General features: G+C 53.7%; 26 protein-coding genes. 3 read left to right on the top strand and 23 right to left on the bottom strand.

Going from position 1 to position 24,146, the window contains the following annotated elements; genetic code table 11:
- Positions 1-69: 69 nt before the first annotated feature.
- The 5 genes from htpX to bioB form a co-directional block, all read right to left on the bottom strand.
- On the bottom strand, positions 70-933 hold the full coding sequence (gene htpX, locus GNT65_RS00200; protein WP_160793137.1) for a protease HtpX: 864 nt from the start codon (positions 931-933) through the stop codon (positions 70-72).
- 311 nt (positions 934-1,244) lie between these two features.
- Complete coding sequence (gene bioD / locus GNT65_RS00195; protein ID WP_160793136.1) at positions 1,245-1,952, bottom strand: dethiobiotin synthase; 708 nt, start codon at positions 1,950-1,952, stop codon at positions 1,245-1,247.
- Positions 1,953-1,967: 15 nt separating this feature from the next.
- Positions 1,968-2,792, bottom strand: coding sequence for a methyltransferase domain-containing protein (locus tag GNT65_RS00190; protein WP_244952055.1), 825 nt, complete (start codon positions 2,790-2,792; stop codon positions 1,968-1,970).
- Between the two features lie 146 nt (positions 2,793-2,938).
- Positions 2,939-4,087: an 8-amino-7-oxononanoate synthase gene (locus GNT65_RS00185; protein ID WP_160793135.1), complete on the bottom strand. Its 1,149-nt coding sequence runs from the start codon at positions 4,085-4,087 to the stop codon at positions 2,939-2,941.
- 20 nt (positions 4,088-4,107) lie between these two features.
- Positions 4,108-5,160, bottom strand: coding sequence for a biotin synthase BioB (gene bioB / locus GNT65_RS00180; RefSeq protein ID WP_160793134.1), 1,053 nt, complete (start codon positions 5,158-5,160; stop codon positions 4,108-4,110).
- Positions 5,161-5,309: 149 nt separating this feature from the next.
- On the opposite strand from bioB, the gene bioA reads away from it, so the two are divergent.
- Together bioA and GNT65_RS00170 are read left to right on the top strand one after the other, a co-directional pair.
- Positions 5,310-6,650: an adenosylmethionine--8-amino-7-oxononanoate transaminase gene (gene bioA, locus GNT65_RS00175; RefSeq protein WP_160793133.1), complete on the top strand. Its 1,341-nt coding sequence runs from the start codon at positions 5,310-5,312 to the stop codon at positions 6,648-6,650.
- Between the two features lie 174 nt (positions 6,651-6,824).
- Entirely contained in the window at positions 6,825-7,247 is a 423-nt protein-coding gene (locus GNT65_RS00170) for a globin domain-containing protein (RefSeq protein ID WP_160793132.1), read from the top strand.
- A 37-nt stretch (positions 7,248-7,284) separates the two neighbouring features.
- Here the strand turns inward: GNT65_RS00170 and oleD are convergent, their stop codons facing one another.
- From oleD to GNT65_RS00140, 6 genes are all read right to left on the bottom strand, one after another.
- Positions 7,285-8,406, bottom strand: a complete 1,122-nt coding sequence (gene oleD, locus GNT65_RS00165; protein ID WP_160793131.1) for a 2-alkyl-3-oxoalkanoate reductase — start codon at positions 8,404-8,406, stop codon at positions 7,285-7,287.
- Positions 8,407-8,412: 6 nt separating this feature from the next.
- Complete coding sequence (oleC, locus tag GNT65_RS00160; protein ID WP_160793130.1) at positions 8,413-10,104, bottom strand: olefin beta-lactone synthetase; 1,692 nt, start codon at positions 10,102-10,104, stop codon at positions 8,413-8,415.
- A 54-nt stretch (positions 10,105-10,158) separates the two neighbouring features.
- Complete coding sequence (locus GNT65_RS00155) at positions 10,159-11,031, bottom strand: alpha/beta fold hydrolase (protein WP_160793129.1); 873 nt, start codon at positions 11,029-11,031, stop codon at positions 10,159-10,161.
- Positions 11,032-11,117: 86 nt separating this feature from the next.
- Positions 11,118-12,167, bottom strand: a complete 1,050-nt coding sequence (locus tag GNT65_RS00150; protein ID WP_160793128.1) for a 3-oxoacyl-ACP synthase III — start codon at positions 12,165-12,167, stop codon at positions 11,118-11,120.
- A gap of 291 nt (positions 12,168-12,458) precedes the next feature.
- Positions 12,459-13,778 (bottom strand): methyltransferase, encoded by a 1,320-nt coding sequence (locus GNT65_RS00145; RefSeq protein ID WP_160793127.1) that lies wholly within the window; start codon positions 13,776-13,778, stop codon positions 12,459-12,461.
- A 163-nt stretch (positions 13,779-13,941) separates the two neighbouring features.
- Positions 13,942-15,099: a chemotaxis protein gene (locus GNT65_RS00140; RefSeq protein WP_160793126.1), complete on the bottom strand. Its 1,158-nt coding sequence runs from the start codon at positions 15,097-15,099 to the stop codon at positions 13,942-13,944.
- A 161-nt stretch (positions 15,100-15,260) separates the two neighbouring features.
- On the opposite strand from GNT65_RS00140, the gene GNT65_RS00135 reads away from it, so the two are divergent.
- On the top strand, positions 15,261-15,503 hold the full coding sequence (locus GNT65_RS00135; RefSeq protein ID WP_160793125.1) for a DUF1289 domain-containing protein: 243 nt from the start codon (positions 15,261-15,263) through the stop codon (positions 15,501-15,503).
- 13 nt (positions 15,504-15,516) lie between these two features.
- On the opposite strand, the gene GNT65_RS00130 is transcribed toward GNT65_RS00135, so the two are convergent.
- The 12 genes from GNT65_RS00130 to pstA form a co-directional block, all read right to left on the bottom strand.
- Positions 15,517-15,882 (bottom strand): YajD family HNH nuclease, encoded by a 366-nt coding sequence (locus tag GNT65_RS00130; RefSeq protein WP_160793124.1) that lies wholly within the window; start codon positions 15,880-15,882, stop codon positions 15,517-15,519.
- 142 nt (positions 15,883-16,024) lie between these two features.
- Positions 16,025-16,543 carry a GrpB family protein gene (locus GNT65_RS00125; RefSeq protein ID WP_160793123.1) on the bottom strand — a complete coding sequence of 173 codons (519 nt, stop codon included), beginning with the start codon at positions 16,541-16,543 and terminating at the stop codon, positions 16,025-16,027.
- An 81-nt stretch (positions 16,544-16,624) separates the two neighbouring features.
- Positions 16,625-17,380: a hypothetical protein gene (locus tag GNT65_RS00120; RefSeq protein WP_160793122.1), complete on the bottom strand. Its 756-nt coding sequence runs from the start codon at positions 17,378-17,380 to the stop codon at positions 16,625-16,627.
- Between the two features lie 276 nt (positions 17,381-17,656).
- The gene (locus tag GNT65_RS00115; RefSeq protein ID WP_160793121.1) at positions 17,657-18,049 is read right to left on the bottom strand and encodes a GFA family protein; all 393 of its coding nucleotides are present in this window, start codon (positions 18,047-18,049) and stop codon (positions 17,657-17,659) included.
- 98 nt (positions 18,050-18,147) lie between these two features.
- Positions 18,148-18,513, bottom strand: coding sequence for a hypothetical protein (locus GNT65_RS00110; RefSeq protein WP_160793120.1), 366 nt, complete (start codon positions 18,511-18,513; stop codon positions 18,148-18,150).
- 12 nt (positions 18,514-18,525) lie between these two features.
- Positions 18,526-18,978, bottom strand: a complete 453-nt coding sequence (locus GNT65_RS00105; RefSeq protein ID WP_160793119.1) for a hypothetical protein — start codon at positions 18,976-18,978, stop codon at positions 18,526-18,528.
- Positions 18,979-19,117: 139 nt separating this feature from the next.
- Entirely contained in the window at positions 19,118-19,549 is a 432-nt protein-coding gene (locus tag GNT65_RS00100; protein ID WP_160793118.1) for a GFA family protein, read from the bottom strand.
- Positions 19,550-19,609: 60 nt separating this feature from the next.
- Positions 19,610-20,128, bottom strand: a complete 519-nt coding sequence (locus GNT65_RS00095; protein ID WP_160793117.1) for a GNAT family N-acetyltransferase — start codon at positions 20,126-20,128, stop codon at positions 19,610-19,612.
- A gap of 83 nt (positions 20,129-20,211) precedes the next feature.
- Complete coding sequence (locus GNT65_RS00090; RefSeq protein ID WP_160793116.1) at positions 20,212-20,514, bottom strand: DUF3088 family protein; 303 nt, start codon at positions 20,512-20,514, stop codon at positions 20,212-20,214.
- 312 nt (positions 20,515-20,826) lie between these two features.
- On the bottom strand, positions 20,827-21,528 hold the full coding sequence (gene phoU, locus GNT65_RS00085; protein WP_160793115.1) for a phosphate signaling complex protein PhoU: 702 nt from the start codon (positions 21,526-21,528) through the stop codon (positions 20,827-20,829).
- Positions 21,529-21,578: 50 nt separating this feature from the next.
- Positions 21,579-22,397 (bottom strand): phosphate ABC transporter ATP-binding protein PstB, encoded by an 819-nt coding sequence (pstB, locus tag GNT65_RS00080; RefSeq protein WP_160793114.1) that lies wholly within the window; start codon positions 22,395-22,397, stop codon positions 21,579-21,581.
- A 77-nt stretch (positions 22,398-22,474) separates the two neighbouring features.
- Positions 22,475-24,127: a phosphate ABC transporter permease PstA gene (gene pstA / locus GNT65_RS00075; protein WP_160793113.1), complete on the bottom strand. Its 1,653-nt coding sequence runs from the start codon at positions 24,125-24,127 to the stop codon at positions 22,475-22,477.
- Between the last annotated feature and the right edge of the window lie 19 nt (positions 24,128-24,146).

Genomic DNA, 24,146 nt, shown 5'->3' with positions numbered 1-24,146 from the left:
GGAGATGATGAGCCGAAAACAGGCAAAAAAACGGGAGCCTAGGCTCCCGTTTTCATCATTATAAATCGATTATTGTGCGCGCAGTGCTTCGATACGCTTTTCCAGTGGCGGATGGCTCATCATCAGTTCGGCCATCGACTTCTTACCATTGATACCGAAGGCAGCCATCTGTGCAGGCATGGCACCTGTTTCAGGGCCTTGACGTAATCTATCCAGCGCCGCAATCATCTTATGCTTACCCGCTAACTGAGCACCGCCGGCATCGGCCTTGAACTCACGAACACGTGAGAAGTAAGCCACTATCATTGACGCCAGGATGCCAAACAGCATGTCCATCACGAAGACCACCGCCATATAGGCAAACATACCCAGACCTTCACCCTCTTCGTCGTTACTGGCAACGAAGTTGTCGATAATGCTTGCCACTACACGGGCTGCGAAGATCACGAAGGTGTTCACCACCCCTTGGATCAGTGTCAGGGTCACCATGTCACCGTTGGCCACATGGCTTACCTCGTGGGCCAATACGCCTTCGATCTCATCCTGGGTCATGCCGTAAAGCAGTCCGCTACTCACGGCGACCAGAGAGTTATCCTTACTCGGGCCAGTGGCAAAGGCGTTCAGCTCGGGTGACTGGTAAATGGCCACCTCAGGCATCTTGATACCCGCCTGCTCGGCCTGACGTGCAACCGTTTCGACCAACCAGCGCTCCATGTTATCGCGCGGTGTGGTGATCACTTCACAGCCCATAGTCTTCTTCGCCATCCACTTAGAGATAGCCAAGCTGATAAAGGCACCGCCGAAACCGAAGATGGCGGCAAAGACCAATAGCCCGCCCATGGTCGAGGTGTTAACCCCTAAAATAGACATCACAATTGAAGCGACCAGCAAGATTGCCATGTTCGTCGCGATCAATAGAAAAATACGCTTCATGTAAGCTCCTATAAGCCCTGTATGAGACACCCTATGTGTCATCAGCCTCTCTTAACGACATAATATGTCCGATAAGTCAGAGTTCAAGGGTAAACGTAAAAATTTTTTCGGTGGGTACGATTGAGTGCGCATCCACGCCAAAAAGTGTAGACCTTGGCGTGGAGTCTAGAAGCCCTGTATTAAGCTAATCTTAAATTTATTGGCTTTGGCGGGATAAGCCATTAATCTTTATTAATAATTACTCGCGACCCTAGGAAATGGCGCTTTGTTAATCAACGCCCCTCACTCAACTGGCGCTATAGCGGCTCAAGTTAACTCAATGCCAGCTTGGTAAGATCTAAGTATTGGGCGGCGTTTTGGCTTGAACATTCAGTCAGATGAGGGATAACACCAAGACATGGGGCGTCCATCAAGGCGGTGAGCGCAGATAAGTTTTCGTCTGTCACCTGCATCTCAGGGTCGACGCAGTTTGCCACCCAGCCAGCAATGTTTACTCCATCGGCCTGTATCGCCTCCTGAGTCAGCAGCGCGTGGTTGAGACAACCCAGCTTAACCCCAACCACCAAGATAACCGGCAGCTGTAGATCGATCGCCACGGTCGACAGAAAGGCCTGAGGATTAAGCTTATCTTGTACGCGAAGTGCATGGTTAAGCGGCAGTCGCCAGCCACCAGCCCCTTCTACCAAGGCAAAATCCACCTCATCTAATGGCAATGCCTTAAGATGAGCCGTGACCAGATCGGCGTTCAGGGTAATGCCCACCTCCTTGGCGGCAATATGGGGCGCAATAGCCGACGCAAAGGCGAAAGGGTTCACCTTGTCATAGGTTAGCTTCACATTGGACTCGGCCATCAGTGCCAGGGCATCGCCGTTTCTCAATCCCTCTGGGGTCTGCTCACAACCCGAGGCGATGGGTTTGACCCCTAAGGTACTGCCCTGCTTGCTCGCCAGATGCAGGAGTGACGAAGCCACCAAGGTCTTGCCGCTGTCTGTGTCTGTGCCGGCGATAAAGTAACGCATGAACCCTGTCCTTAACTAGCCTCTGCGGCTGGCATGAATAAATAAGATTTGATAGGTCAAGGCCAGTCCCTCGGGATGACGCTGGGCCTCGGCGCGCTCACACAGTGCCAGCCAATCCTGACGACCACGAAGCCTAGGTAGCGACTTACCATCTGAGCCCATGGCGGCCGAGGCACCTACCCCCTTGATGGAATAGAGCAAGGTCTTGAGACTATCGAAATGCACCCGTAGCGGCTCCACCGATTGATGCTCAATTTGCCAATGGGTGTCGCTAAACCCACCTATCACAGTCTGGGCTTGTTCGAAGACATTAACTCTGAGCCCGAGCGCGTCAAGCTCAGAAAGGCTACCATCGACGACGATGGCGAGATGACACTGACCGCCAGGCTTAAGCACCCTGGCAAGCTCACCTATGGCCGTCTTGATATCCCTGCACCACTGCAGCGCAAGGTTCGAATAGAGGGTGTCTATGCTGGCATTGGCAAGGGGCAGCGCCTGGGCATCGCCGCACAGCGCTTGATAGGCAGGAAAACTTGCGCGCATCTGCGACAACATACCTGGGGCGATATCCAGTCCCAGCACCTCATTCAGTCCAGGCGACCCGGAAAAATCTGTACCCGGGCCACAGCCGATATCCAGCAGGCGACCGACGGCCACCATTTTTGCCCTCAGCTTCTGGGCGCTGAGTCGCTGTACCTTGTCGTGCTCCTGATAATGTCTGGCCGCCAGGGAAAACTGCCGCGCTATCTTGTCTGCACTCATGTTAGCCTTGTCGTGCAGAGCGGCATTCGATGCCTGGCTCGACTCTGTCATGCGATCTTTGGCCTGCATATTAGGCATTTGGCCTGGCGCTTGATTTCGCTCTTGGTTTCGCATTTGATTTGGCATCTTGCTCGGCATATTCGTAGGTACATCTTGGGCTAATTCACTACACACAGAATCAGACTTCCTCTGGAAAAATAAATCACTTTCTAAGCCTGTACCGCTTAATCTTGTAAGGCTCGCTGTAGTTGATCTGCCAGGGCCTCTAGTTCTGCCTGGGTATGCTTCACATTCAAGGTGATCCTGAGCCTGGCGCTCCCCTGGGGCACGGTCGGTGGCCGAATCGCTCCCACCCAGAAACCCGCGGCTTTTAGCTCACGGTCGACCTTCGCAAGCTTATCGATATCCCCTACCACCAGCGGCTGTATCGGGGTCTGACTGCCAAGCAGTTCGAGCCCCCTCGCCTTTGCGGCCAGCTTAAATGCCTCAATCACCTGTGCCAATTTGCCTCGTCGCTCGCCGTCTTGAGTCAAGCTCACCGCCTTAAGGGCCACATGGGCACTGGCCGGCGACAAGGCGGTGGAATAGATATAGTCTCTGGCATGGGCCACCAGAAAATCGATACCGGCGTTCGATCCTAAGATGGCGGCGCCTTGGCAGCCTAACGCCTTACCGAAGGTGACGATTTGAATGTCACAGCAGCTGGCATCGACTCTGTTATGCCCGCCCTGAGGCAGAACGCCGAAGCCATGGGCATCATCGACGATCAACCAGGCACCATTGCCTTTCGCCAACCCATAGAGCTCGTCTATGGGCGCCAGATCGCCATCCATGCTAAAGACGCTCTCGGTCACCAAGGCCAGAGGCTGATGCTTATCCACCAATCGCTTGGCAGCGCCTACATCGTTATGGGCGAAGCGTTTTAACTGGGCACCGCTTTCCAGCAGACCGTCGATCAATGAGGCGTGGATCAGCTTGTCGGCCACCACCACACTCTCCTTGTCCAGCAGGGTTTTCATCAAGGCAGAATTAGCACTAAAGCCGCTGCTAAATAGCAAGGCGGCCTCATGGCCCGTAGCCTCACAAAGCGCCTGCTCGAGCTCGGCGTGGGCGTCGCTATAACCCGTGACCAAGGGCGAGGCGCCACTACCGACGCCGTATAATCTCGCCCCCTCCCCCAGCGCCTCGATAAGCTCAGGCGATTGACTCAGGCCGAGGTAATCGTTGCTGGCGAAGTTATGCTTGATGCTTCCCTGATGCACTAAACGATTAGCACAACCAACCGACTGTAAGAGCTTCTGACGACGCCTGAGCAACCCGCTTTGTTCCGCGCGCTGCATCCTGTCATCGATTTTCTGTTGTAGCCGAGTCATAGGCTTAGTCACTAGGAGAGTTAGAGCGCTGCCGCATCATAGAAAGGCAGAGAGGCCTTGTCTTTAACAGCCTGAGCCTTGGCAAATACCGCTTTTTCCTCTTCGACCGTGCCAGCCTGCCCCTGCTCGGGATGTAGACCCAGACGCTTAAACAGCGTCATATCTTCATTCTCTTCCGGGTTACTCGTGGTCAACAGCTTGCAGCCGTAGAAGATGGAGTTCGCGCCGGCAAAGAAACACATTGCCTGCAGCTCATCAGTCATCTTCTCTCGCCCTGCCGACAGGCGGACCCTTGATTGTGGCATCACGATTCGTGCCACGGCGATGGTACGCACAAACTCAAGCGGATCCAGATCGTCCAGGTTTTCAAATGGGGTACCGGCAACCTTCACCAACATATTGATGGGCACAGACTCGGGATGCTTGGCCATGTTGGCCAATTGCTGTAACAGCCCGGCGCGATCGCTCGCCTGCTCACCCATGCCGACGATACCGCCGGAGCACACCTTCATACCGGCGGCGCGCACGTTATCCAGGGTGTTGAGTCTGTCCTGATAGGTACGTGTGGTGATGATGTCACCATAGTATTCCGGCGAGGTATCCAGATTGTGGTTATAGTAATCCAGTCCGGCATCGGCCAGCTCTTTGGCCTGGGATTCGTTAAGCATTCCCAGGGTCATGCAGGTCTCCATGCCCATGGCTTTCACTTCGCTCACCATATCCTTCAGATACGGCATGTCACGCTCGTGGGGATTACGCCAGGCCGCGCCCATACAGAAGCGTGACGCCCCGGCGGCCTTGGCGGCGCGGGCTTCAGTCAGCACCTTCTCAATCTCGATCAGTCGCTCTTTCTCAAGGCCGGTATCGTAGCGGGCACTCTGAGGACAATACTTACAATCCTCTGGGCAGGCGCCGGTCTTGATCGACAAGAGACGCGAGATCTGCACCTCATTAGGGTCGAAATGCTGGCGATGAATGCTATGGGCCTTAAACAGCAGGTCATTCATAGGTAGCGCAAAAAGCGCTTCAATTTCATCACGTTGCCAATCGTGACGTAAGGCTAATTCGGACATTGATTACCAACCTTCAAGTTGCTATTTTTAGCCGGAATGCTTGATTTCCGGCGACATTTATCTTGCTTAGCATACCCTTAGGCCTTAATCTGTCAACGCCAACCAGTTAAACCGGTTTACTAGCGGTTAAAAAACAAACAGGATTTTTTATGTCTGCGACAACCCAGATCGACCACCAATTCGACCGACAACACATCTGGCATCCCTACACCTCCATGACTCAGGCCCTTCCGGCCTATGGGGTGGTGGCGGCCGAGGAGTGTGAGTTGATCCTGGAAGATGGCAGGCGCCTAATCGATGGTACCAGCTCCTGGTGGGCCTGCGTACACGGTTATGGCCACCCCTATATCCTGGAGGCGATGCAGAAGCAACTCGCTAGCCTCAGCCATGTGATGTTTGGCGGCATTACCCACCCCAGCGCCATCGCGGTGAGTAAGAAGCTAGTGGCCATGACCAGCGAGAAACTCACCAAGGTGTTTTTGGCCGACTCGGGCTCGATTGCCGTCGAGGTGGCGATGAAGATGGCGCTGCAATATTGGCAGGGACGCGGCGCGCCAGGCAAGCAGCGAATACTCACGGTGAAACACGGCTATCACGGCGACACCTTCGCCGCGATGAGCGTCTGTGACCCCGAAGGCGGCATGCACACCATGTTTGGCGAGGCTGTAACTCAACAGCTATTTGCCCCCGCGCCCAAAACGCCCTTCGGCGACCCCCTGATAACAGACGATCTCGAGGCGATGGAGGCACTACTGGAGGCACATCACCAGACGATTGCTGCGGTTATCATAGAACCTATCATGCAGGGCGCCGGCGCCATGCATTTCTACAGCGCCGACTACCTGAAGGGGCTGCGTGCCCTATGCGATCGCTACAAGGTGTTGTTGATCTTAGATGAGATAGCCACAGGCTTTGGCCGCACAGGTAAACTGTTTGCCTACCAGCACGCCGACATAGAGGCCGATATTCTCTGTCTGGGTAAGGCGCTCACCGGCGGGTATATCTCCCTGGCCGCCACCCTGTGCAGCGACGAGGTGGCCTTGGGGATCAGCGACTCTCCCTCTGGCGTCTTCATGCATGGTCCCACCTTCATGGGTAACCCGCTGGCCTGCGCCGCCGCCAGCGCCAGCCTGGATCTGATCAATCAAAATCGATGGCCCGAACAGGTGGCCAACATCGAGCAGCAGATGCACCGAGAGTTAGCGCCGGCCCGGGATATTGACGGAGTAAAGGCGGTGCGCTGTTTGGGCGCCGTCGGTGTGATAGAGATGATAAGCAGCGTCAATACCGCTGCGCTGCAACAGGCATTTGTGGATCGCGGCGTCTGGGTTCGCCCCTTCTCAAACTATATCTATATCATGCCATCTTACACCATAAGCCCACGCCAGCTCAGCCAACTCACCCAGGCGATGCTCGAGGTCGCCGCCATTGCCGGTGCTCAGGCAAAAGACGCAGATAGCGATGACGCGGGCTTTATCAGCCACGGTTAACCCGCCTGGTCTAGTTTAATTTAGACTCGCCTATATTCCGGGGGCAAGATTGTGCCCCTGAACAATCCCTGAGCTATAGTTAGCCAAGGCGCACCGATGACTTAGGCTGCACAGCAGCGATTAGCACTCGGCCACATAGCGCCGCTACGCTCAACCTCAGGGAAAGGGAATGCTATGGCTCTCACCGACGAGCAAAAACAGCTGATCCAAAAATCCTTTGCCATGATCAATCGGCAAAACAGCAACTTTGCCGGCCACTTTTACGATTGCCTGTTCGCCATGGCGCCCTTGATCCGTCCCATGTTCCAGAGCGATCGGCCGGTGTTCGAGTATCATTTCAACGAACTCATCACCACTGCCGTTGCCAAGGTGCATCAATTTAATGAGGTTAAGCCTAAGCTAGAGGAACTAGGACGAAAGCATCTGGAATATGGCGTCAAAGTCAGCCAGTTTGAGGTGGTGCGGTCGGCTTTATTATTATCGATTCAAGACTGTCTGAGAGACGCATCCAGTCCGGCTATCGAGCAGGCCTGGGCTTGCTATTACGACGAGATAGCCAAGGTGATGATAGACGCCATGCAGCAAGCGGCCCCCTAGCCAGGCGGTCAGCATCTCGCCTGTCTTAATCTCATCCTTAATCTACTTTTACTTGCTTGAGCCAGCCGCTTAACTGTGTCATCCCCTCATCTATGGACACCAGGGGACGATAGTTGAGATCCCGCTTGGCCGCGGAGATATCGAAATAATGACTGGTCGAGAGCTGCCTGGCCACGAAACGCGTCATGATGGGCTCTTCATGCTTACCCAGCAGGCCGTAGACCCCTTCTAACAGGGCGCCGGCCAGATAAGCGACGCTGGCGGGTACCCGCTTCTCGACCTTAGGCAGTTCGGCGCAGGCCAAGATCTTGTTGAGCATGGCCGCCATGGTGATCGGCTCATCGTTACTCAGGAAGTAGCACTTTCCGGCGCATCGCTGCGGGTTTTGCTTGAGAGTTAAGGCCGCCAGAATATGGGCATAGGCGGCGTTACCGACATAGATGGTATCCACCAGCTTATCGGCCTTACCCACCAACTTAAGCTTACCGGCTCGGGCGCGGGCGATGACCCTAGGTACCAAGTGAGGATCTTCCGGCCCCCAGATGAGATGGGGCCTCAAGGATACGGTATTTAGCATGCCCTCTGCCGAACATGAATTTGGCAGCGGCGCGCCATTTGCGGCCGTCACCATCTGCTCGGCGATCGCCTTGGACTCACCATAATAGTTAAGGAAACGACTGGCATAGGGAGCGTTTTCATCTATGCCAGACTCATCTTCACCGGCAAAGGTCACACTTGGGGTACTGGTATAGACAAAACTGTCGATACTCTGGGCGATAGCGGCCTTAAGCAGGTTGTCACAGCCCTGCACATTAGGGGCAAAATAACTCTCCTTGCTGCCCCACACCCCGGCCTTAGAGGCCACATGAAATACCAAGTCGCAACCCGCCATGGCATTGGTTACGGACTCGAGATCGCAGATATCACCGCTCACCATGTTAACGCCCATGGCTTCGAGCTCGGGATAATGCCCCCTGGCAAAGCCTGTCACGGCGATGCCCGCCGATATGAGCCGCTGACAGATCGCCTTACCCAGAAAGCCACCGGCCCCGGTTACCAAGGCATGGCGGCTAAGGCCCGCCAGCTGAGTCAGCGACTCAAGCTCTTCTGGGAGCAGGTTTAAGCCAGCTGTGTTAGTAGATTGCTTGGTGATGCTCACGGGCGATCACTCCTTATAGGTGGACTGCGCCCAGACCGCCAGCTTCTCTCTGAAGATCTTAGCGTTATGGCGAATGTCAACGGGAAAGCCAGGATGGATGAGGAAACGGGTGATCCCCTGGGTCTGACTATGGGTCTCACCCAGCAGTCTCAGTTCGGTATAGAGGGCGGCGGCGTTGCTACAGCTCAGTCCCTGTTTCAACTCGAGACAAACTAAGGGTTGAACTTCCCCCTTCACCTCAACGCCCACCAAGGCGGAGCGCTTGATGTCGCTGTGGGTGTTGTAGATACGCTCGCAGGGGATGGAGAAATAGCGACGCGGCTGGCCGTCGACCCGGCAGTCCACCCTGTGTGCCTTACGACCGCACATCCATAGACGACCCTGATTATCGAGATAACCCAGATCCCCCATGCGGTGATAATGCTGCCCCTGGTCATCGAAGATCTTCGCCTGGGCCGTGGCCTTGTCCCGCCGATAATAGCTGGCACTCACCATGGGGCCCTGCACCACTATCTCGCCTATCTGCTCCCTTGGCAGGCAGAGTTCCGCCGACCAAGTTGGGATCTCGGCCTCATCGATGTCGATGATATGCATGCTGACACCATCTATCGGTTTGCCCACACAGATCCCGCCGCCGTTGTCTGTGATGGCAGTGGTTTCAAACAACTCGTGACTGGCTATCATGCTGAGCGGCAGGGACTCTGTTGCCCCGTAGGAGTTAAGCACGGGCGTATCACTCGTTAGCATCTCACTGAAACGCTTGATGGACGCTATGGTCGCCGGTGCTCCTGCCGAGATCACCCGTTTCAGGCTGCCGAGTCTCACCTTTTGATCCCCTGAGGTGCCCGCCTGCCCCAGGCGCTCGATAAGCGCCGGATTGACGAACATGTTAGTGCAGGCATAACGCTCGATGGCCGCAAAGATATAGTCGGGATTGGCGGTGATCGGTTTGCTGGCGTCCATCTCTGGCACGATCGAGGCCATGCCCAGCGCCGGGCCAAACAGGGAAAACAGCGGGAAGGTGGCAAGATCCCGCTCACCGGGCGCGATCTGATAGTCGTGCTTGAGGGCGCTGATCTGCGCCTCAAACATGCGATGGGAATAGACCACGCCCTTAGGTGTGCCCGTGCTGCCACTGGTAAACAAGATGGCGCACATCTCATCTATATCGAGCTGGGCCATAGAGAAAGGCCCCTTGCCTTGCCCAAGCTGCTTGAGTTGCTCCAGGCTGGCACCGCCCCACAGCTTGCTGCCGCCAACGGTCACCAGATGAGTCAGGCTGGACTTGGCCCAGCCAAACAGGCGTCTGGCCAGGTGGGCCTTGGGGATCCCGATAAAGGCATCGGGCTCGGCCTCCTGAAAACATTGCTTGAGATTTTTCACCCCCATGCCTGGATCCACCAAGATAGGAACTATCCCGGCCTTGAACAGGGCAAAGGTTAAGGCGAAGAACTCCAGGCTCGGCGTCACCATCAACACCGCCTTGGCGCCGCGTTTGATGCCATAGGCGTATAGGCCGTGGGCCAGGATGTCGCTCATGGCATCGAGCTCGGCAAAATCTAGCTCTCGATAGTTAAGCTGTTTGCTAAAGACGCCACTGGCCTTTTGCACCGCCACCGCCAGTTCATTAGGGGCTTCTTTGGCCGCCCGGTTGAGATGACGACACAAATTGGCGCCGACTTGAATCGTCTCTGACATCCGCCTTATCCCTTTCTTACGTTAATGCGTGACCTTTTTACGTTAATACGTGAGTTAACGCGCCATAAATTGCTGCACCTGGGCCACCACCTCATCGCTGGCATCTTCCAGGATATAGTGACCACAGTCGGCAAACTCATGCACCTCGGCCTGTGGGAATCGACGCTTCCACTCATCGAGGAAATGTTTGTCGAACACAAAGTCTTTGAGTCCCCAGCAGATCATCACAGGAAGCTGGCTAAATTGGCTGAGCTTTTCGCTGATCTCACTCACCAGTTCATAGTTGCGATCGCCAGGTTTTAGGGGAATGTCCTGCACGAAGCGCAGGGTCGAGATACGATTCGCCCAGGAGTTAAACGGCGCCACGTAGGCCTCGCGTATCGCCTTTGGCATGGGCGCGCGCTTGACCCCCACATAGGAGGCGATAGAGGAGAAGGCGTTAAAGCCACGTACTAATACAGTGCCCAGCAGGGTGTTGCGGCAGATCCATAGCGCCCAGGGAAACGGCTTGGCCTCTGGCAAATGAAAGGCGCCCGTGTTGAGCACCACGATTTTCTTGATCCGCTCGGGATGACGAACCGCATAGCCCATGCCTATCATGCCGCCCCAGTCGTGAACGATCAGGGTGATCTTCTCTTTCACCTCGAGATGATCCAGCAGGGCTTCGAGATCGTCGATACGATTCTTAAGGGTGTAGTCGTAACCGGCATCGTCTGGTTTATCCGACAGACCGCAGCCGATATGATCCGGCACTATGCACTGATGATTTGGGCTCAGCGCCGTCACCAGGTTGCGATAATAGAAAGACCAGCTCGGGTTGCCATGCACCATGACCACGGGCTCGCCCTGGCCCTCATTCACATATTGCAACTTGTGACCATTACGGTCTAAGTAATTGCGTTTAAAAGGAAATAACGAATCGAGCATGGGGGTACCTGTTATGATTATGCGTTGAGTGGGCGCCGCTCGGCGGCGCCCTAAGCTGTGCTTTCAGTAAGAATATGAAGGATGCTCTACCACTTGAGTCCGAGCATCATGCAGTTGAGACCACTGCCTATGCCGAGGAAACTGACCTGATCGCCCTTGCGCAGGAAACCTTGGTCGTGGGCCATGGCTGCCGTCACGGGCAAGGAGACTGTGCCCATGTTGCCAAGTAGCTGATAGGTAGGAAACTCTTTCTCCTGAGGGATATTGAGCGCGCTCAGCACCTGCTTACGGTTCGAGGCGCCCACCTGATGACAGATCACCTTATCGACCTGCTCCACCAGCCAGTTGCGCTGCTCGAGGAAATGCGCCCAGGTATGGCGAGCCAGCTCGACCCCCTCTTTAAGCAGAGCTACACCATCGGTGCGCATAAACTCACGATATAGCTGGGTGCCGGCTTCCTGCAATCCCCATTGGCAGAGATTATGATGTTCGGGCGCCGAAAGGTGACTCGCTCCCAGCAACTGATGCTGACGCTCACTCTTAAGCGGCAGGCTGCCATCGGTAATCAGCACGGCTACGGCGCCAGAGCCGCCGGTCAGTGTCGCCAGCGACTGGGCATAGTTTTGCATGGTGGGCTCGGCCAGCATGTTATCTATGGTGATATCTACGATATGGCGCGCCGACTCGCAGGAAACCACCAGGCCGGCCTTGATCTGGCCCAGCTCGATGCGGTTGGCGATATCTAAAATGCCAGACAGCACACCCAGGCAGGCGTTACTGATGTCATAGATGGCAGTGTCCTTAGACACGCCAAGCTCGGCGGCGATGCGACAGGCAGTCGCCGGCTCGTGCTGATCGCGGCAGACACCGGTATAGATAACGGCACCAAGATCGGCCACATCTATCCCCGTCTCCTCGATAGACTTGTGCGCCGCCGCCAGGGCACCGTCGGACAATCTATGCCCTTTCGGCCACCAGCGACGCTCGTGGATCCCTGTCAATGCGGCGAGTTGCCCCATAGGGATCCTGAATTTTTGGTACAAGGGAGCTAATCGAGACTCTAACTCTGAAGTTGAAACCACTTCAGGTGCCAGCTCATAGGCCAGACTATTTATAAAAACGCGAGAATATTTCATGAAACCGTTCTGTTTCGCTCATTATATCGGCACTTATTCGGCCAATTTTTATCTTTCAGTGTTAACCCGCCATTTGAGCAAGAAACGGCGAATGATTCAATAAAAAACCGCCACATGGCGGCTTTTTTCGACCAGAGGCCTCAAATTTATGACCGCGCCCGCTGGTTTTTTCACTAAGGCCTAACTACAAAAAAACTCGTCAGTCGATTCCTGGTCAACCAAGTGGTTAAAAAAGCGACTCTGGCAGTACTAATCAGACAAGCACTAATCTTGCGAGTGTGAGTCTGGCAATTAACAGCTTGGCAGGCGAGCCAGTATTAATCCGTTCCTCGGCGTTACCTGGAGGTCGCAAAAGGCGCCTAGGCTCACCTCATAGCCCTGCTCCTGCAGGAAACAGACTCTGTCGAGCAGCAGCCAGAGCTCTAATGCCTCGCGAAACAGGTGCGCCACCAGATCGATACGCCGGGTCAGGCGCTGACGCTCGAACCCTTTTTCTAGATAGTGCGCCTCGTCCCACTGCTCGGGCAGTTTGACCTGTTTCTGCTCTGCCGCCCAGACACAAAATTCCCTGAAGCTGCCGCTCAGTTGGCTCTGCTTCACCGCAGGAATGGGCAGGTAGTGGCTGCTGCCGGTCAGGTCCCGCTGCAGGCAATCGAACCCCAGGCGCCAGGCTACCTCTTTAAGACGCAGCGCCCTCGCCTTAGCATTGGCGATGACAGAGCGTTGCAGCGGCAGTTGAAGGTCGTGTTTACTGAGCAACAATTCACTCTTCTTAGCGAGGCTCGACAGCGGCTTGTAGTGAGTATCACCTATCAAATGATAACAACAGGGCGCCACCGCTAAGGCGCGAGTTCTTGCCTTGGCCGCACCGCGCAGCAGACTCAGGTGCAGCTCGCCGCAGGCATGAAGGGCGACCGCCTGCTGCTCGCGCTTAAGTAGCTGCTGAGCTGATTCAGACAAGGCATCGCCGCAGACGAAACGCTGGGGCAATTGCCACTGGTGGGCAAACTGCGAACCTGCCTCACACAAGCCCTGTTGCCACTCCAGGCTCACAACAGTGCGTGACTGCCCCTTGGCCAGCAAACGCCCCAGGTGTCCCTTACCGGCGCACCACTCTAGGATCTCATCATCACCAGGTGTGACTCTCGCGGCAAAGGCGAGGATCTGCTGCCACTTGCGCCCCTTGATGTGGGCGCTAAAATGCCCGAGCTCACTCTCGGACAGTCCAGCACAGCCCTCATCGGCGCTCTGCTCTGCTAAGTCTTCAGGTGCTAACTCAGAATGCCTGGGCTCAGTTGGTGCTATATCAGAAGGCGTGGGCTCAAAAGGCGCGAGCCCTGCGGCAAGGGTTTTAAGTAAAGACAAGGGCCAGCTTATGCCCTTGGCGGCGAGATCCGCCTCGAGTGCGGGGGCGAGACGAGCGTGCAGCGCTATGCTATCGCTATCCAGACTATCGAGTTCTTCGTCATCGATCTGCCAGAGCTGCTCCGCCAGTCTTGGAAACTCATCCTGCCAAGGCAAGGCTCCCGCCTCGAAAGCCTTAACCTGCCAAAGCGTTCGGCTGCTACTTAGCAGGTCATCTAGGGCAGTAAACTGCTTGGCATAGGACATCTGACTCCTCGGCATTCTCTACGGCACTCTTCGAAATAGAATAAGGCTAAAAACAAACGCCGGCGATGATCGACCGGCGGGCGTTAATTGTCAACCAACTTAGGCTGCGACTTAAGCTGCTACTTTGGCTGCTACTTGGGTTACAGCTATAGCGATCCACATCTTAAGACTGCAGCTTCTTAAGCGCCATGCGTTTGCCCAGGTAGACCCCCAGTCCCAAGGGGGCGAAGAAGCAGACCACGAAGAAGAGTACCAGATAGAGGATCAGACTCTTGAGTGTCTTGGTCAGCTCGCTAAAGGCGCGCTCGACCGCATGCTGGCTGATGGTATCGAGATCCGCCGCGGCTGCAGCGCGCTGACGATTAACCATATCCTCCAGGGCCAGACGTTCCTGCTTCACCATCTGCACCAGCGCCTCACGCTCGACGGAGAGCTTGGCCAACTTGTCGTCGGTGGACTCGCTCAGCTGCGCCAGCAGCGGGGTCAACTCGCGGCGTAGATCTACCGCCAGAGTCTGCATCATCTCTGGGCTCTGGGCCATCAACTGCTGAAACTTAGCCGAGGTATCGCTGATACTCTGCAGTGTCTGCTGCACAGTCTCTGGATTGATGTTGGCATGCAGGGCATACAGCTCCGCCTTCCACCCCAGGATCTTAGGCGTCTGCTCGGCGATCATCGCCATGCGGTCGGACACATCGCTCATCACCTCGGGCACAGTACCAAAGGTGGTGACCGCCTCAAACTCGCTAATATTGCGATAGGCCAGCCAGTCGTTAAAGGCCGAATGGCGGGCGAAGCTGAGATCGGTAATGGGGTTCTTGGCCACATAATCTAAGATAAAGGCCTGATACTGCTTAAACTCGTCGGGCGCTACGAAGCCTTTTATGGAACGCTCGAAATCTGCCTGCAGCACCTTGCTGACCTCGATGGCGATTCTTTGCTGCTCGCCAAACAGCGTCTGACCTTCGCCGCTCTCGAAGAACGCGCTCATCTGCGCCGTCAGGGTCCAGGTATCTACCATGGCCGCAACGGGTGATGCCTGAAAGATCGCCCGCTGCAGCGCCTGTTCGCTGTTGATCTTCCACATCAAGGCATTGGACTTGATCGCCAGATCATCCCCTTGATTTAATACAATCTGATCCGCCCCCTGCTCCACCTTGGCATAGAAGGTATGGCTAAAGTCGCGGCTAAAGACGCGCATGTTAAGCTGTGCCTGTGGCAGCGGCTCTATGCCGCTCTCGAGTTTAATTTCCAGTAACGAACAGGCAGATAAACTCAACATGCCGATCACCAAGAGGACAGATCTGTATTTCAGCCCCATAACAACACCCCACTAAAAATCACAACCACTTGAATTTAAATGAATAATAACAAGATGCTAGCACTATAAACCAAGACGAACCAGTATGCTCCTAGGTTGAACCCTCACCTTAGCTACTTTAAAATGCCGCCAAGATCACAACTTGAGTATAAACATCTAAGATGCAATCACCCTGCGTAGCCCGCTGCGGCCTAAATGATGAAGATATCTGTATGGGCTGTTTTCGCCATATCGACGAGATTGTCGGTTGGGGACAGGCCGACGAGGCTCGTCAGGCAGAGATTTGGGACAATGTGAACCGGCGTAAACGGCTAGGAAAGACTGGTGAGAACCAGCAGATAATCAGCCGTCAGAAGTGGCTAGAGGCGGAGCAGCGTCTCGCAGCGCAAGACGCAGATAATTAGCAGAACATAGGACTTACTTCTTATTCATCATGCTCTTAAGATCGGCGAAGGGATTATAGGTCGCCGCTTCTACCTGAGTCTCACTGGTCGGCCCGTACTGGATCAACTCTTCATACTTGGCATGCTCGTTGTCGTGACAATAGAGGCAGAGTAGCTCCCAGTTGGAACCATCGCTCGGGTTATTGTCATGATTATGATCCCTGTGATGGACCGTCAGCTCCCTTAGATTGGAGTGGGTAAATTCGCGGGTGCAGCGACCGCAGATCCAGGGATACAGCTTCAGTGCCTGCTCGCGATAGCCAGACTCTCGCTTGGCCTTATATTCGCGGGCCTCTGCCAGCACTCTATCTAATTTACTTTGACCTTGATGGCTCGACATAGACTCGTCTCTGTTCTTGCCCCAGCGGGGCGACTCGATTCACAGGCAATATACCCATAGTCTCCCTAAAAGGGAATCGGTAACGCAACTCCCCCATGACTAAAAATGGCTAAAACATGCTGATGAGACATTAAAACAAAGGTTAAGGCTTAACATACCAGTCCAGCGCCAGGGCTAATGTCTTGGTCATAAAGTCGGCCTTTAACGCCACATAAGTTCCACTGTTATGGTGACAGGCCGACGCGGCCCGGCGTTTTAGCTCAGCATACTCGTGAGCCTTAGCTGGATGCGCTATCAAATAGTCACGAAAGGCGCGATGGGAAATCAGCTGCCCATTACCGGACTGAAACACATGAAGATGATGAGTACGCCGCTCACTGCCTTTACAAAAATAGCGACGCCCGCTAATGCCATTTTCACCGCGAGGGATATAGCCTAAGGCCATTAAGTGCTCGGTGCGTACATCCAATGCCGCCAGGCTCTCAACTTCAGCCAAGATATCGATAGTCGGCTTGGCTGCCAGTCCAGGCACAGAGGTGCTGCCGATATGCTCGATAGTCATCCCCGCTTCCCCCAAGGCTTGTTGTAGCAGAGCCTTCTCCGCTTCAAAGGCCGCTGGCCAATGGCCTTGATAGTCGAGCACCTCTATGAGCCGGCTCATCTCAACGACTCCAGACTCATGCACTCAAAACCATTGGTATAAACAAAGCCGGCTCAAACAACCGGCTTAAACAAAATCGGCTCATAGCGTTACCCAGATCTCGCTGACACGCGGATCGGCGGCGATCATCATAGGATCTTCAGAACTGAACTCACTAGCCCCCATGAGCGATATGGCCGCCTCTTTAAACTCAAGCGGCGTAAGTATTAGGGTGAGACTCTGCTCATACTTTGCCAGCTTACCCTGCTGCCAATTAGTCACCTGCCCCCCATAGTCCCACTCGAAACCATACAGTCTAAAAGGTCCTTGATTGGCTTGTACAACTTGGCTCAGGCTACTGCCGATAGTGATCTCACCGAGTATCCGCCACCGGCTCTCGAACGAGCTAATCTGCGCCGTCAGATTGCCATCTTGATTATAGAAAAAGAGAAACTCGCGTTCAGGCTCACCTTTAAAGGCCATATAACCGGATATCGTCTCACCTTCCCCGATACCAATCTCGGTTGCGGTGATATTGCCCTCACCCAGTTTGCTGCGGATCTCATCGATGCTCGCCCCCTTATTGATATTCCCAAATTGCTGGCCAGGGATGACGATGAGCGAGGCTTCTGATGCTGACGTTGCCTGTTCACTACCAAGTTTTGACTCGTCTTGATTAGCCGTTGAGTGCCTTTCGTCAGGAGCCGTTGAAGACTCTTCACTACCCGAGGTTGAAGACTCTTCATTACCCGAAGTTGAAGACTCTTCACTAGAAGCCGTTGAAGACTCTTGCGTACAGCCAGCCTGGAGCAGCATTAAGCTAAGCGCCACTATTGTTAACGCCAGATTATTTTTCATCACACCTTCCCCTCTTTGACGCTATTTAACATATACAGGGCGAATACAGGACTCAACAAAAACAAGTAAGAGAGCAACTGCAGGAATTAACCCTGTCTAACGGGGGCAAAAATCGATACCAAGTCTTCGAAATTAACCCAACTATACCCCACCAACATTGCCATTAACCCCAAGGCAAAGTAACGCACCAACCCTACCCCTTGCTTTTTCTCGCCATTCAATCGGCGATCAATACAATGTTACCCAGCAGTGACAGTAACATAGGCCAAGGCCAGGCTAGTTATCGGCAGGATGGTTCACCCCGTCACTAGTAACTACCTCGCCAATATCATAAGGGTTCACGCCTTCGAGACACCCCAGGTTAACACCATATTCCTCTGGGTTAGATCGGCGCTGATGATGAGTATAGATGCCGCACACCCCGCAAAAGTAGTGCTTGGCGGTATGGGTATTAAACTGGTACAGCTTAAGCTGTTCGTGTCCCTTAACGACGCTTAGTCCGTCAAGCGTCACCGAAACTACGATAGCCCCCTTGCGACGACAGATAGAGCAATCATAGCGTCTGGGCTTCTCTATGCCATTGGGTAGACTCAATGCTAACTCCACCGCGCCGCAATGGCAGCTCGCCTTGTGCACAGGCAAAATCTCAGTGTCACCGACTCGTTTCATCTTGCTCTCTCCTCGCTAGCGCTTAGTTTACTGACGCCTTGTCTTTAACCATCTCGAGACGCCTGGTTATCTAGAGGCGCTTAGTTCTCCACAGACAATCAGCGACCATGAGCTGATTGCACCACGGAATTACTCTTCACCTTGGCGCCACAATAGAGGCAGCTGACATGACGCGGCGCCAGCTTTCTGCCACAACCAGTACAATGAATGGCCGGCGTAAATTTTCCGTCGAGTTTGCCATCACGTAGATCGATCTCCTGGATCTTAGCGACCAGCATCTCCTTATTAAAACCTATCTCTTCGAGCAACTCCGACATGGCTAGACACACCATGGAGAGGTGATCTATCTGATCTTGTAGTGCATGCAAGCTGATCTCATTGGCCTTAGCATGAGACTTTGCCTGCCCGGTTTCCCGCGACAAATCATTGATTCTGAAGTTTTGAAAAATATCATATAGATCCATAACGTCTCCCTGTTAAATAAAAAATGGCGCCAATATCAGTGTCACTGCCAACACCAGCAGCAAAGGCGCATAATAACCAATCACCAGAGCAAAAATCGAACTGCCCCCTAGTAAACGATGCCGTATGCTTTCCCCCACCCTGGTGGCGATATAAGTATTGGCAAACCATCCTGCGATGAATAGCAGCAGGCTTAATACACTGGCCACTGTCCCATGAACCCAAAAGAGAACAGTGACTGGTAGCAGCATCACCAGGGGGATATAGGGCAAGGATGCCAAGGGACCATAGCCCATGTAGCTATTTGAAAATGCGCCGATAATAAGGTCTCGCCTTAGTCCGGGTAGTCTCTGCTTAAACGAAGGATTACAGGCTTCACAGCTAGGCCGGGTCAGGCCTTTAGACGCATAATATTTGTGGTGACTGGGTTTATCTTTCCAGCCGCATTGAGGACATGTCCATGCCATAACATTTATACGCCTTGTGCTACTTTTGTAAGCATTCTCTGGCAACGCCAAATAAAAAGGTCACAGCACAACTGTCAAAATGCTCCATTAACGCTTTCCCATAGCATCTCATTAGCCAATTCGTCCGATGACACGCCCTTCAGCGAAGAACCCTCTGCAATACCCTATTAAGCGTTTCCATATCCGGCATTGTGTCATATTGCGCTCCACTATCGCAGACACAGTCCCAACTGGCTTTCCCGTCGACGAAGAGGTGAGCTACTACCTCGCTGTCTTTCGCTTGGTCGAGCAATCCAGCAGGGATCCAATACTGCTTTTGGTTGGCCATCAGATGAGGAACCGTACTGCCGCATTTGCTGCAAAAATCAGAACGATAACCCGTTTCGGTCACATAGGAGTTCACCAACGATTCCCCCTTGACCCAGGCAAACTGGGCGCAATCGAGAAAGGTGGCAGTATCTGACGAAGAGCCGGATAATTTTCGGCACAGTGAGCAGTGACACTGATATAAGTGCGGAAGATCACCACTAATCTTAAATTCAACTTCGCCGCACAGGCATCTTCCATTCATCTTTCCATTCTCCCCGACTCAACACTCTGTTCCCGAAACCAATTTAACAACCACCAGCGCTTAGCGAATCTTATACTCGAAAAAGATGACAGGACTCTCACTCCCACCCTGGTCAACAAAGCCCAACTTTTTAAGTAAGTGAGCCGATGCCAGATTAGCGTGATCGACGCCTCCAATCAGCTTAACCCAGGGGGTTGACCGAGAGGCCTCATGAATAAATCCTTGCAGTAATTCGGTGGCTAAGCCTTTGCCCCAAGCCTCTTTGGCAAACAGATAACCTATATGCGCCTGGGTTTCATCTTCGACATAGGCAAACAGGAAGCCTATGGTCTCGTCGGTCGTAAATTTCACCTGAAAGAAACGACTCTCCGCCAACATCCGCGTTAGCCAGGTGTCGGCTAATTCGACCGAGTCAATACCATGAAAATAAGGCGGAAGGTGCTCGACAACAGGCTCGGTGAGGATGTGTGGAATCCGTGCAAGCAAAGTTGTACGCTCAGACGAAGCAAGCATTTCGTCAATTTCTATGACTGCGAGTCTTGCTGTTGTAAATGCTAATTTTTTATCTGCGAGTGTCATAACTGCCATCTAAATTGATAAAGCCTTTACGTTCCCACTAAACGCCCAGTGAACGCCATCAGAGGAATACTAGCGCGGACTATTTAAGGGTGTACCGCCGCGCCACCAAAACGATCGGCCAGATAATTGATGACTTCATTTGGCTCTTTAATCAGCTTCCCATCTTCTAACACCAATACAGGCAGCCATTGATTCGCTTCGCCTAAAAGGTCGACCACCTCTTTGCGAGGCTTAGGGAAATCGATGCGGCGAACATCTACTTGATCACACCAATGGGCGTTAACCGCCAGGGCTCCCTCTATAAGCACGCAATGAGAACAAATCCAGAACTTTCCTGGCCCGTCTTCAAACGGCATCTTTAATATGAATAGCTTAGGTTTCGTCATGTTTGCGCTTTACCTCCTGGTGACTAAATTCCCTGTATGTGCGCCGCCGACAAGTGAAACTAGCGGACAGACTAACCATCAACATATCTCGGGCCCACTCATAAAAACATAAGCTGATGAATTTTTTAATAATGCCCGACTTACTTTTTCAAGATGAATGTTACCACCCCAAGAAAAATTCAGAAACACGCGAGCAGGCAGACACCTTAGCATAGTCACCCGCGATACCCAGCCGATCTCCAAAACAAGGATACAAAAAAGCAGCCCTTGGGCTGCTTTTCTTAACTTAAAAATTAGGACTCAGTACTGAGCTTAGATCTGCTTCATCTCTTCATAAGAGGTGTGGCGTACGTCTTTACCCTTCACATAGTAGATGATGTATTCGCAGATGTTCTGACATCTGTCACCTACACGCTCTACTGCACGCGCGGCCCAGAGTACGTCGAGTACTTCGGGGATAGAACGGGGATCTTCCATCATATAGGTCATCAGCTGACGTATGATACCCTCGTACTCGCTATCTAGCTTGGCATCTTCCTTGTGCAGCTCGATGGCCACGTCGGCGTCCATACGCGCCAGCGCATCCAGAGTCGAGTGCAGGGTGCGGGTCGCGTGGCGGCCCATATGCTCTATGCTTACCAGCAGCGGCTGCTGATTCTTGAGGCGCTTGTCCAGCGCCGCGTTCGCAATCTTCACACAAGCATCGCCGATACGCTCAAGATCGGCAATCGTCTTAGAGATAGAGATGATAAGACGCAAGTCGCTGGCGGCAGGCTGACGCTTGGCGATGATACGGGTACACTCCTCATCGATAGAGACCTCCATACCGTTGACGCTGTGGTCACCGTCAATCACCTTCTGCGCCAGATCCGCATCCAGGTTACCTAAGGCATCCAGGGCCTGCTCCAGTTGGCGCTCAACCAAGCCTCCCATGGCCAGTACACGGTTACGAATATCGTCGAGCTCGGCATTGAACTGACCCGAGATATGTTTATTTAAGTTCATGTTTTCCATTGACATTCAACCTTATCAATTCTTTCAATTCAATTCCGGCAGCGGCCCAATTAACCGTAACGACCCGTGATGTAATCTTCGGTCTTTTTCTTCTTCGGCGTGGTGAAGATGGTGTTGGTGTCGGCATATTCCACAAGCTCGCCCATATACATGAAGGCGGTCTGATCCGAGACACGCGCCGCCTGTTGCATGTTATGGGTCACGATCACCACGGTATACTTAGTCTTCAGCTCAGTGATCAGCTCTTCGATGGTCAGGGTCGAGATAGGATCAAGTGCCGAGGTTGGCTCATCGAGCAGCAAGACTTCGGGTTCGATGGCGATGGCGCGGGCAATGACCAGACGCTGCTGCTGACCACCTGACAGGCCAAAGGCGTTGTCGTGCAGACGATCTTTCACCTCGTCCCAAATCGCGGCGCCGCGCAGTGAACGCTCGGCGGCCTCATCTAACTGACGACGATTGTTGATACCCTGCAGGCGCAGACCATAGACCACGTTCTCATAGATAGACTTAGGGAAAGGATTAGGACGCTGGAACACCATGCCAACGTTGCGACGCAAGGAGGCAACATCCACCTTCTTGTCGTAGATGTTCTGTCCATGCAGCAGGATCTCGCCGCCAATCTGACAGTTGTCCACCAGGTCGTTCATGCGGTTGATGCAGCGCAGCAAGGTTGACTTACCGCAACCACTGGGGCCGATAAAGGCGGTCACCTTCTTCTTTGGGATCTTCATCGATACGTCAAACAGGGCCTGCTTGTCGCCATATTTTAGATCTAAGTTACGGATCTCAAGTGCGGTCTGTTCGCTGCTTAAATTATTTAAGTCTAGAGTCTCTGTTTTCATTACCGACTGATCTATCGAAATCATATCTGTTCCTAATCACTTCAGGATAAAGGTTATTCGCGCCCTAGCCTAGCCCAGGCGCGATTAATTCGGGTTTTAGGTTAGTGTTCCAGCGAGCGATACTTCTCGCGCAGGTGGTTACGCACCGCGATGGCGGTCAGGTTAAGACTCACGATCACAGACACTAACAGGAAGGAGGTCGCGTAAACCAAGGGACGCGCCGCCTCAACATTGGGGCTCTGGAAGCCCACATCATAAATATGGAAACCTAGGTGCATGAACTTACGCTCCAGGTGCACAAAGGGGAAGTTCATATCGATCGGCAGGGTCGGCGCCAGCTTTACCACACCTACCAGCATCAGCGGCGCTACCTCACCGGCCGCGCGGGCAACCGCCAGGATAAGACCTGTCATGATCGCCGGGCTCGCCATAGGGATGATGATACGCCACAGTGTCTCAGCCTTAGTGGCACCCAATGCCAGGCTGCCTTGACGGACAGAGCTAGGAATACGGCTCAGGCCCTCTTCGGTAGACACAATCACCACAGGCAGGGTTAGAATCGCCAGGGTCAGTGCCGACCAGATCACCCCAGGCGAGCCATAGGTAGGTGCCGGCAGGGCTTCAGGGTAGAAGAGTTGGTCGATGGAGCCACCCAGCATGTAGACGAAGAAGCCAAGGCCAAATACGCCGTACACGATTGACGGTACACCCGCCAGGTTGATCACCGCGATGCGGATCATCTTAGTTATTGGGCCTTTCTTCGCATATTCATGCAGATAGATAGCCGCGACCACACCAAATGGGGTCACAATCACCGCCATCAGCAACACCATGAAAACGGTACCAAAGATAGCCGGGAAGACACCGCCCTCTGTGTTGGCCTCACGGGGATCGGCGCTGACAAAGTTACCTACGCCGCTAAACCAGTGGCCCAGCTTACCCATGATACCCAGACGGTTTGAGTAGGTAACACCCAGGATGCTATCTAGCTTGAGGGTCACCTCTTCGCCGCGCATGTCACGAACGATCACCGCATCACGACCCGCCTCTTCACGCAAGGCGAAGAAGTCCTTCTCCAACACCTTATAATCGGCCTGTAGCTTGTCACGCTCGGCCTGTAGCTCCAGCTTGCGGCTGTCGGTCAGGGCGTTATCCAGTTCAAAACGACGCTCCTTAAGACGCAGGTTTTCCAATTCATAGTTTACGGCGCCAATCTCACGCTTTTGCAGCGAGGTGGCTTTGTCACTCAGGGCCACCGCACGCTCGATATGTTCCTCGAAAGAGGCTTCCACATCGTCCAGCGTCAGACGCTTACCATCTTCGATAATGGCGATGGGATAACCGAAGAAGTCACCGTTCTTGCTACGCTCTAGCTTAGCCACATCTTTTGGTGTGGTGCGCGACAGAATGTCTGTCTCCAGCACCCAGCGAAAATCCAGACCGACGAATTCACGGTTACCCGTCTTGATCAGATAGCGGGTGACCAGCTCGCCGGGATCTTCGCTAAACTTGTGTCCGGCAGAGATCAGGCGTTCGGTTGGCACCTCTTCCTTGTCGTAGATCTCACCGATAATGGTTGAGCGCTTGCCTTGCTGATCCACCACTTCCCACTGGTAGATATCCGCCGGCCAGAAGTAGCTCAATCCTCGCCAGGCGATCAATAGCAACAAGCCCAACACGGCAATCAAACTGATACTCACGGCGCCACCTGTCATCCAGATCCAGGGGGAGCCCGACTTAAACCACTTACCCATTACATTGGCCTCTTAACGT

This window comes from Shewanella insulae (assembly GCF_009831655.1).
In the GTDB taxonomy this organism is placed as follows: domain Bacteria; phylum Pseudomonadota; class Gammaproteobacteria; order Enterobacterales; family Shewanellaceae; genus Shewanella; species Shewanella insulae.
The sequence above is the reverse complement of the archived record's forward strand: the minus strand, read 5'-3'. Positions and strand labels throughout refer to the sequence as shown.